Origin of the sequence: Secundilactobacillus paracollinoides DSM 15502 = JCM 11969 (assembly GCF_001311135.1) — a bacterium.
GTDB classification, from domain to species: domain Bacteria; phylum Bacillota; class Bacilli; order Lactobacillales; family Lactobacillaceae; genus Secundilactobacillus; species Secundilactobacillus paracollinoides.
The window spans coordinates 1-8,855 of sequence record NZ_BBAG01000085.1 but is presented as its reverse complement, the minus strand read 5'-3'; the positions used below and the strand labels follow the sequence as shown (position 1 = coordinate 8,855).

The window sequence follows — 8,855 nt, the reverse complement described above, 5'->3', positions numbered from 1 at the left end:
ATGTGAAGTAGAAATTGGTATACTAAAAAAGTCCCTACTTGGGCCACATTATCAAAAGATAAGAGGTGTGTGAGGTGCGATCAATTAATTATAGCACAGGCATTAAGACTGCCTAAAATAAAAGGATCCTAGTATTAAAATGGGAGCCTTTTTGTGTTTTAATCTTTACTGAATAATTAAAGTATTTAACAAAAGAAATTAAAAACCTCATTTTGCTCATTCATCGCTGTTTCCAACATAACAGGCGAACCGCACACCATAAAGCCATTTATTCCAACTCATTTGATGTTATAATTGTAAGGGCTTACTAGACTGTGAAAGAGGTTTCTGCCATGCGCCAAATACCAATCAAAATGACTTTCTTTTTTCAACTGCATCCCATCATTGCCACCATCTTTTTTGGTGAATTAATTGTTCTGACAATGCTGTTCAATCACGTTGCCGTGGCGTTGACAGGAATTGTTTCTTTGATGATCATCAATGTTTTCTATCTTGGCAGACACGCTGCTTGGCAACAGCTCAAATTCAACGGCGTCTTATTTTTCATGATTGTCTTTTTTAACGTCTTACTTAATCAAAAGTTTTCACCCTTTCTATGGAAAGTGTCAACCGGCTTTTTCACATTTAAGTTATCCTATCCGGCACTCCTCTACGGCATCACGATGGGAATCATGTTAACCGAGATGTTAATGACGTTCGCCTTGTTAAACACCATTTTAACGGCCAATAAATTAATTTATGTTTTGCGCCAATAACACCAAAGCTCGCACTACTGGTCACAATTTCGTTTAATCTAGTCAGAGATTTAATCAAACGATTTGGTCAGCTGTTACTTTTACAAAAGACTCGAAATCTCGATACCACCACTGGATCATTACCAACCCGGCTAAAAAAAATATTAAGTCTGTTTCAAATTTTGCTTGAAGATTCCTTATCATCCGCGATGGAAACTGCCAATCTGATGGATGCCCGTGGCTTCGGGGCCGCCAAGCGAACTCATTACCGTTCCTATCGTTTTAACCCAACCGACTGGTTCTTTCTGATGGGTACCACGGCTGCTTTTGCGTTATTATTGTTTGTAAGGATCAACGCAATGGGCTGGACGAATTCGGTTGCCGATTTCAACACCATCCTTTTCACTGGCGACCTTTATCCAATGGTTCTATTGGGTAGCTTTACGTTACTACCATTAATCGCTGAGGGGGTCTACCATTTATGGACCAATTAATTCAAATTCAAGATTTGACGTTCACTTATCCAGCTCAACAACAGCCAGTTTTAAAAGATATCAACCTTACCGTTAATCATGGCGACTTTATTGTCATTGCCGGCGATACTGGAAGCGGCAAAACCACCCTGCTCAACCACCTGAAAAAAGAACTCATTCCAGCTGGGGAAACGACTGGTGACGTCTTAATTAATGGTAAGCCCATCAAAACCCTTTCCCAACTCGACAGCGCCCAAACCGTGGGATACGTTGCTCAAAATCCGCAAACCCAACCGATCATGTCGACAGTTATCGAAGAATTGGCTTTCCCATTAGAAAACGTTGGCTGTCCCAGTAATGAAATTGAACGCCGAATCGCTGAACTAAGTAATTACTTAGGACTTGATCAATTGCTGGACCGCCAAATCAGTGAACTTTCCGGTGGTCAGCTGCAACTGGTCAACTTGGCATCGGTCCTCATTCTTCGACCTAAAATTATCTTATTGGATGAGCCAACTTCTCAATTGGATCCGCTCACCACTCAGCATTTCTTTGAAGTACTCCGCCGCGTCCATGAGGAACTGGGAATTACCATCATCCTCAGCGAACACCATTTAAGTATCGCGCTTTCACTAGCTAACCGGATGCTCTTGATTCAACATCAAACAATTACGTTTGACGGTCCACCGACTGAGGGAATCAAGCTAATGGGTAACGATGAGCGGCTGGGATACTTTATTCCTCCCGTCTCACAAGTCTTTCTGGCTGGTAAGCGTCATCTCGACGACCTGCCAATTTCAGTGGCCGCGGGACAACGGGCAATTCGCAAGGATCGGATTCACTTAAAGCCAACAACAGCCTTAACCCAATCACCAATTCAGCAACCTGCCAATGTCATTTTAAAAGCTAAGAATATTCAGTTTTCATTTGACCGGCAAAAAAATATTGTTGACCACTTGGATTTAAATGTCCATCAAGGAGATTGGCTGGCAATTATCGGTAAAAATGGGGCTGGCAAATCGACGCTGTTAAATTTATTAACTGGATTGCGAACACCGCAACACGGGAAGGTTTATTTTAATCAAAAGGTTGTTTGGAAGATTCCTACGCCACAACGAATCAAATCCCTTTCCTTTCTATCGCAAATCCCAACTCTTCAATTTCGAAGCGGAAGTGTCTATGAGCAACTAACTATCCAAGCCAGGGAATTAGCTTTAGATCATCCCCAATCACGGATTAACGCGATTGTTGACCAGCTGAAACTCCAGTCGATTCTCAAACATAATCCATTCGATATCAGTGGCGGTCAACAACAACTCCTTGGCTTGGCAATTGCTTTATTAGCAAAACCAACCCTTCTTATTTTGGATGAACCACTAAGGGATTGGATCCATTTACTAAAAATTTTGTTGGCAATATTTTAAAGCAGGTGCAACAAGCCGGTACAACCATTATTATGGCAAGCCACGATATGGCTTTTGCGCCACATTTGCCGATCACTGTGCCTTTATGTTTGACGGCCACATCAATACGTTTTTACCAACAAGAGATTTCTTTACCCATAACTTCTTCTTTACAACATCAATTAATCGCTTGGTCAGAAATCAAGTTCCAGAGGCAATGCTGGCAAGGGATATTGAACTTAACAACGCTTCGAATGATTAGGGGTTAACCAATATCAATTAGCTTTGGAAGTAACTTGAAAGGGGGTGAGTCATGCTTGAAAAAACTTCTTGATCTAACCTATGTTCATCGGCTGCTAATCGCTGTTCTGTTAATGATGACCTTTTTAGTGCTGCTACTTCTATTACGGGGAAAACATTATCTGCTATTTAGTTTTATGTGTTTACTATGTAGCATCCTGCCAGCATATTGGCGCTTTGAACGTGAGCCAATCAGAACCAAAACATTAATGTTCATTGCAATTTTAATTGCGTTGGCGGTTGCCGGTCGGGTGCCACTCGCTGCTATTCCAAGCGTTCAAGCTGCCAGCTTTATCATCATTATTGGTGGCATCAGCTTGGGACCCGAATTAGGTTTTATCACCGGATCAACAACCGCTTTAGTCTCAAACATGTTCTTAGGCCAAGGGCCATGGACACCATGGCAAATGCTTGCTTGGGGGTTAATGGGATTAACGGCTGGTCTTTTAGGCAAAACCAGGATTAAGAAAAGTCTGCTCTTGGTCGTTATTTTTGGCGGCGTTTGGGGCTTCTTATTCGGTTGGATTATGGATCTTTGGTACGCATTAGCCTATGTTAATCCGCTCAATTTAAAAAGTTTCATTTTAGCATTCGGTGCCAGCGTACCGTTTGATGCTCTCCACGCCGGAGCCAACGTTTTGTTATTAACCTTTTTGTACAAACCATGGGAACTATTATTTAATCGTTTAGTTCAGAAGTATCAGTTACTATCTAAATAAATTTGAAAGTGTGATTATTCATGAAGAAAACCAAATTATTAGTGTTATCCGTTGCAAGTCTGTTAACATTTGGTGCTATGGCTCCTACTATTACTTCTCAAGCTGCTGTCAAAAGTGCTTCAACCAGTTACCAAAAGAGTAAAAATAAGGCGCTTTACACTTACGCCAAAAAAATGATGGCTAAGAATCGAACTGGCCTTTCTGGCAAAACAGCTTATATTTTCAGCAAGAAAGCTTATAAAACAAACGGTGCCGCAGCTGGTTACTCCGATCTCTTAGTTGGTTTAAAGGGTCACGGGTACAAATTTACCAAAGGCCAGAAAAACTTAGTCGCTAAAAATTTGGTCGTTAACTCAAAGAGTACCGCTGCTGATTTGGCAACTGCCATTATGGGCTTGAAAGCAGTTGGCCTCAATCCAACCAACTTCAAACCAGCTGGGGCAAAAAAATCTATGAATTTGGTTTCCCAACTTTACCGTCAATCAATGACCAAACAAACGGTTAACGTTCAAAGCCAGTCTTTAATTGCATTATCGGCTAGTTCGTCATTTAAACGGCCAGCCAATGCCAAGTTTACAAAAGCCAGCTTAAGCAATGCCATTGTGAAGACCCAACAAAGCAACAACGGCTGGGGCTACAGTAATAACCTTGCCACGGTTGACAGCGATACGACTTCAATGGCCGTTATCGGGTTAACTCGCGGTAAAACCAACAGCAGTGCCGTTACCGGTGCCATCACCAAGGGCCAAACCTACTTAAAGAATGCCGTTTATCCTTCTGGTTCATACGGTTATACCTTCCAAGGCAAGAATACACCAAATGCCAACTCAACCGCTGAAGTTGTCATTGCCTTTTCAACCAACTTGAATACACTAAAATTTGTTAACAACAGTACGAAAGCTAATCAAGCCGCCTCTTCATTGCGTGCCATGCTCGGTTACGTTAATAAAACCGGTTCGATCAAGGGTGCTTACTCACAACTCTTAGGTGTCGCCCAAGTTAACTTAGCAACGGCTGCTTACCAACAGGCTCAAAAGAAGCATTCTGTTTACACATTGAACTAATAGTTAGGAACTTTCAAAATGAAAAAAATTGTCGGTATTTTAATTGGCGTCGCCCTCGTGTTTGGTCTGGCATTCGGTGTTCGTCAAGTCATGTCCAACCATTCAACACCAGTTGCGACGCAAAAGAGTCAATCCGCTTCCAAAAAATCTGCCAGCCAAAAACAGCCCACCTCAACGAAATCGGCTAAGAAGTCGTCGGATAAATCCAAGCAGACTGCCAGCCAATCCAAAAAGCAGGCAGCTAAGCAAGGTCAAAAACACCATCAAGCAAGAAAAAAGAAGCCGAGTTCAAAGGCAACGACTCATTCGACCACAACGTCCCACCAAGCTGCCAAGGGTCATTCTGGTACTAAGCCAACTAACCGGTCAACGGCTGCTTCCAAAAAAAGCACCCCCACTTCAACGCGATCGGCTCGTCAATCAACAGCGAAGAAAAACACGCCTGCTAAAAAGCGAACCGCTGAAAAGAAACGGGTAGTGGTTGCAAGAAAGTCTGACCAACATCACACTACTGTCTATTTAAAAGTGTCCGGATATAAAAAAACGTTCTACGCTGGCAAAATGCCCATCACTAAGAAATCAACTGCATTTTCCGTCTTGAAAGCCACCCATTTAAAGCTCGTTTACACCAGTACACCTGATATTTATGTCAGTTCAATTAATGGGTTAAGAGAGAACGATGTCCGCCCCGGCAGTGGTTGGATGTATTCTGTTAACCATAAATTCGTTGACAAATCAGCTGGTCTTAAGCGGCTAAAGAAAGGTGAAACTGTTCACTGGTACTTCTCAGTTGACGGTTATAAAGAGTGATCACTCATGAAAAAAGCGATGTTCGTTGGCGCGATTGGTTGTGGTAAAACCACCCTCATTCAAAGAATGGGCGATATGCACATCCGCTACAACAAAACCCAAGCCATTGAATTTTACGATAATATCATTGATACCCCTGGTGAATACGTTGAGCATCGGGAATTGTACTCAGGGTTGAGAACAACTTCCACCGGTGCCAAGCTGGTCGTTTTAATGCAAAGTGCCGTTGACCCGCGAATCGTCCTGCCAGCTGGATTTAGTACCATGTTTACGCAGGAATCCATTGGTGTCGTCACCAAAATTAATTTAGCGACGCAACAACAAATCGACTTAGTCAAGAAACGGTTACTTGAAGCCGGTGTTAAAAAAGTTTTCACTGTTTCCGCGATCAAGGGAACCAACGTGAAGGAATTCATGGATTATTTAAAACAGTACTAATCGTATTCTTTGTTGAATCGTGACATGTACCAACAATTTAATCAGGCTAAAAGACGTTAAGTCGGCACTCCTCAGATCTTTGGAGAAGCGACTTAACGCCTTTTTTACTGCATCACCCATTTCCCATAATAATGGATAGCGGTATAACTAATAATATATCATCAATTCTGAGGAGAATTCTATGAAGAAGTTAAGAATCGTTGTCATCACCTGTCTCACGCTATCAGCAATCCTAATTGCTGGTTTGACAGTTAAGCAAACCATCTTTGCATCCAAAAAAGTCCGAGCCCAACATTACCAAGTCCGTTAAGCCCAAGCACCACTACTTGCTGGTAATGGGTCATGGTGCCGGTGCTCCCGGTGCTCCCGGTGCTCCCGGTGCTCCCGGTGCTCATGGTGCTCATGGTAACGGAACCACCGAAGCTCATTTTTTACAGTCAAAATTTTTGCCTCAACTACGGAAATATGCCAAAGAAGTCAAGAATAGTCGGATCACCTGTTACAATCCCAAACACGATATTGTCCGGGACACTTTGGTTTTCCACAAAGGATCGTATAAAATTAGCAAAAAAACAACTGTCATTATGTTTCATTTAGACGCGGGTGGCGGTGCTTATGCTCATGGCGGCCACGTCATTATTCATCGACCGACCCCTACAAAACGTGATCGGCGATTGGCCCACGTCATCAAAAAATACGTTGGCCTTAACCCTGCTTACCATGGTTATAGTTATCGAACTAATTTGCGTAACTGCAACGTATTACGTCGCCGTGGTATTGACTACAGCCTCGTTGAAATGGGCTTCATTACCAATAAACATGATTTTAAAAAGATTAATCAACATCTCGATCAGATTGTTAAGAACGATATTGAGGCAATCACTCATGAAACAATTAAGTAACTGGTAACTATCGGTTATTTAGTTCTACCAAAACTGTTATTAAACGGTAGATTGTAAAATTTAAGTTGAACATATTAGTGGACAGAAAAACCCATAAAGGTCTTTAATGGTGTCACCACAACATTCCACTAGAAAGACCAACTTCATGCAGACAATGGGGGCCCATTACTTACTGCTCAAATGGACGTTAGTTTTTATAAGCATACCAAATTAAGTGATTTGAATGATTCTCTTACAAATGATCAAAATGCAGTAATTAAGGATAATAAGCTCTTAGCGCAAGATCCAAATGACTACACAGCTCTTATAAATCTACAAACAGACGAAAGGGAAGTAAGCGAAGACCAAAAAAATATAAATACTTTTAGTGAAATTTATTCAGATCTTTATGCCAATTGCATATCAAAAAGCACTACTCATTAATTTGAGTGGTGTTTTTTATTGTCTAATAAAATTTTGATTTTATAACGTGATATAAACGCATTCTGCTTAATTTAAACGGACAAGTATACATCTAAAAGGTGAACGTGTTGTCTGAGAGCGCGTAATTATTTACTTTTTTCTTTGTTAGCATCGCTGGATTCCAAAGCCTGCATTTGAGTCGTAAGCGTATTTTGTTCAGATTAAATTAAAATTGTAAGTTACTTATTACAAGATACAAGTTACAAGATACAGATTACAAGTTACAAGATACAGATTACAAGTTACTTGTAATCTGTATCTGGGTGACTCTTTTTATAGCTTCGAAGCCCACGCTTTATTATGTCATCTAAAATCTCAACCATTTTTGTATTTTCTTCGAAGGCAATTTTTCGAATATCATTGTAAAATGATTCTCTAACTCGTAATGGTTTTGTTTTTTCTTTTCGTTTAAAAGGAGAGTCGCCATCTTTTAATTGACTCTCTGCATCAATCTGATCTAAAAGACTTTTCTTTTCCGGCATATTCTACCCCTCCAACAGATTAATTCGTGATAGAGCTTCATCTAATACTACTTGATACATATATAAAGCCCTTTTGTCCCACATATCCTCATCTCTAATTCCACTTTTTCCGAAACGTTTAACACGTTCTCTTTGAAATACGTTCCCATGAAATAGGGCTTTTCCAAAGGCTTGATTAGCGGCTTTCAACACTTCATGATCGACAGGTCCGTCTTTTTTAACCAGATAGGCAATAATGCCAAGCAAATCAAATGATTTGTCATAGTCTTTTCTAAGCCCTTGAAGATAGCTTACAAATTTTAAAGAACTTGAGTAAGATTGCTCTTGAGTCTGCATAACCATAATTACGTAATCTGAGGCTAAAACGGCATTATTTGTATATGCTGATAGCGTTGGCGGAACGTCTATTAAAATATAATCATAATCATTTCTAATTTTTGTTAGCAAAGTTTTTAAAAATAGTGGTCGGTCACTTTTCTTATAATCTTCAAGCATATCAGGAAGCAAAGATAAGCTCCAATCACTAGGCATCAGATCAAGGTAATCTGTGACGTGTGCAATGGACTCAGATAAATCCAGATTCTTAATACCATCAGTTAAACTTTTGGAATTTTTTTGTTTGAATACAGGAAATGTTTTTTCTATAATTTCACTAGCATTTCCTTGTGGATCAAAATCAATTAATAAGGTTTTTCTATGGGCTTTATTTAATAGATAAGAAAAGGTTACACAAGTTGTTGTTTTTCCAACTCCACCTTTAAAGTTTCCTATCGTGATCGATGTGGTCATACAGGATCCTCCAGACTTGAACTTATTAGTTCATAGTCATTGTAATGCAACGAGCATAGCAATTCAACGTAAATATAAAGATACAAATTACAAGTATCAAATTACATGAAACTTGTTACAAATTACTTTTGTTATTTTTGCGATTTTTGTTTATAAACAAGCTGAATAGTGGTATGGTTAATTCATAAAATAGAACATAAAAAAACACCCACCGACTGGAATCGGTGAGCGCCACAAAAAAGGCATCAAAGGCATCAAAGGCATCATTGTTTAACGACT

The 8,855-nt window shown here is 40.2% G+C and carries 9 protein-coding genes and 1 pseudogene; 8 read left to right on the top strand and 2 right to left on the bottom strand.

Translation table 11 applies throughout. The features are described from left to right. The first annotated feature begins 332 nt into the window (after positions 1–332). The 8 genes and pseudogenes from JCM11969_RS19405 (at position 333) to JCM11969_RS15190 (ending at position 6,843) form a co-directional block, all read left to right on the top strand. Entirely contained in the window at positions 333–755 is a 423-nt protein-coding gene (locus tag JCM11969_RS19405) for an energy-coupling factor transporter transmembrane component T family protein (protein ID WP_225353339.1), read from the top strand. Between the two features lie 188 nt (positions 756–943). Beyond that, positions 944–1,228: an energy-coupling factor transporter transmembrane protein EcfT gene (locus tag JCM11969_RS19400; RefSeq protein ID WP_225353338.1), complete on the top strand. Its 285-nt coding sequence runs from the start codon at positions 944–946 to the stop codon at positions 1,226–1,228. Then, positions 1,216–2,872: pseudogene (locus JCM11969_RS15215) on the top strand (ABC transporter ATP-binding protein). Before JCM11969_RS19400 ends, JCM11969_RS15215 begins: the two are co-directional and overlap by 13 nt. A gap of 112 nt (positions 2,873–2,984) precedes the next feature. Beyond that, on the top strand, positions 2,985–3,629 hold the full coding sequence (locus JCM11969_RS15210; protein WP_054712539.1) for an ECF transporter S component: 645 nt from the start codon (positions 2,985–2,987) through the stop codon (positions 3,627–3,629). Between the two features lie 20 nt (positions 3,630–3,649). Then, positions 3,650–4,693, top strand: coding sequence for a fucose-binding lectin II (locus JCM11969_RS15205; protein ID WP_054712536.1), 1,044 nt, complete (start codon positions 3,650–3,652; stop codon positions 4,691–4,693). 18 nt (positions 4,694–4,711) lie between these two features. After that, a complete protein-coding gene (locus tag JCM11969_RS15200; RefSeq protein WP_054712533.1) occupies positions 4,712–5,503 on the top strand; it encodes a DUF4430 domain-containing protein in 792 nt (263 codons plus the stop codon). A 6-nt stretch (positions 5,504–5,509) separates the two neighbouring features. Continuing rightward, positions 5,510–5,941, top strand: coding sequence for a EutP/PduV family microcompartment system protein (locus JCM11969_RS15195; RefSeq protein WP_054712531.1), 432 nt, complete (start codon positions 5,510–5,512; stop codon positions 5,939–5,941). Positions 5,942–6,276: 335 nt separating this feature from the next. Beyond that, complete coding sequence (locus tag JCM11969_RS15190; protein ID WP_338100915.1) at positions 6,277–6,843, top strand: N-acetylmuramoyl-L-alanine amidase; 567 nt, start codon at positions 6,277–6,279, stop codon at positions 6,841–6,843. 704 nt (positions 6,844–7,547) lie between these two features. Here JCM11969_RS15190 and JCM11969_RS15180 read toward each other — a convergent pair. Continuing rightward, the gene (locus tag JCM11969_RS15180) at positions 7,548–7,787 is read right to left on the bottom strand and encodes a hypothetical protein (protein ID WP_011669001.1); all 240 of its coding nucleotides are present in this window, start codon (positions 7,785–7,787) and stop codon (positions 7,548–7,550) included. A gap of 3 nt (positions 7,788–7,790) precedes the next feature. Further along, positions 7,791–8,576, bottom strand: a complete 786-nt coding sequence (locus tag JCM11969_RS15175) for a ParA family protein (RefSeq protein WP_020923849.1) — start codon at positions 8,574–8,576, stop codon at positions 7,791–7,793. Between the last annotated feature and the right edge of the window lie 279 nt (positions 8,577–8,855).

What these genes read in the sequence shown, in the direction of transcription:
- JCM11969_RS15210 (WP_054712539.1), top strand. Translation starts at nt 2,985, where the DNA reads ATGATGACCTTTTTAGTGCTGCTACTTCTATTACGGGGAAAACATTAT.
- JCM11969_RS15200 (WP_054712533.1), top strand. Translation starts at nt 4,712, where the DNA reads ATGAAAAAAATTGTCGGTATTTTAATTGGCGTCGCCCTCGTGTTTGGT.
- JCM11969_RS15205 (WP_054712536.1), top strand. Translation starts at nt 3,650, where the DNA reads ATGAAGAAAACCAAATTATTAGTGTTATCCGTTGCAAGTCTGTTAACA.
- JCM11969_RS15180 (WP_011669001.1), bottom strand. Translation starts at nt 7,787, where the DNA reads ATGCCGGAAAAGAAAAGTCTTTTAGATCAGATTGATGCAGAGAGTCAA.
- JCM11969_RS15175 (WP_020923849.1), bottom strand. Translation starts at nt 8,576, where the DNA reads ATGACCACATCGATCACGATAGGAAACTTTAAAGGTGGAGTTGGAAAA.
- JCM11969_RS15190 (WP_338100915.1), top strand. Translation starts at nt 6,277, where the DNA reads ATGGGTCATGGTGCCGGTGCTCCCGGTGCTCCCGGTGCTCCCGGTGCT.
- JCM11969_RS19405 (WP_225353339.1), top strand. Translation starts at nt 333, where the DNA reads ATGCGCCAAATACCAATCAAAATGACTTTCTTTTTTCAACTGCATCCC.
- JCM11969_RS15195 (WP_054712531.1), top strand. Translation starts at nt 5,510, where the DNA reads ATGAAAAAAGCGATGTTCGTTGGCGCGATTGGTTGTGGTAAAACCACC.
- JCM11969_RS19400 (WP_225353338.1), top strand. Translation starts at nt 944, where the DNA reads ATGGAAACTGCCAATCTGATGGATGCCCGTGGCTTCGGGGCCGCCAAG.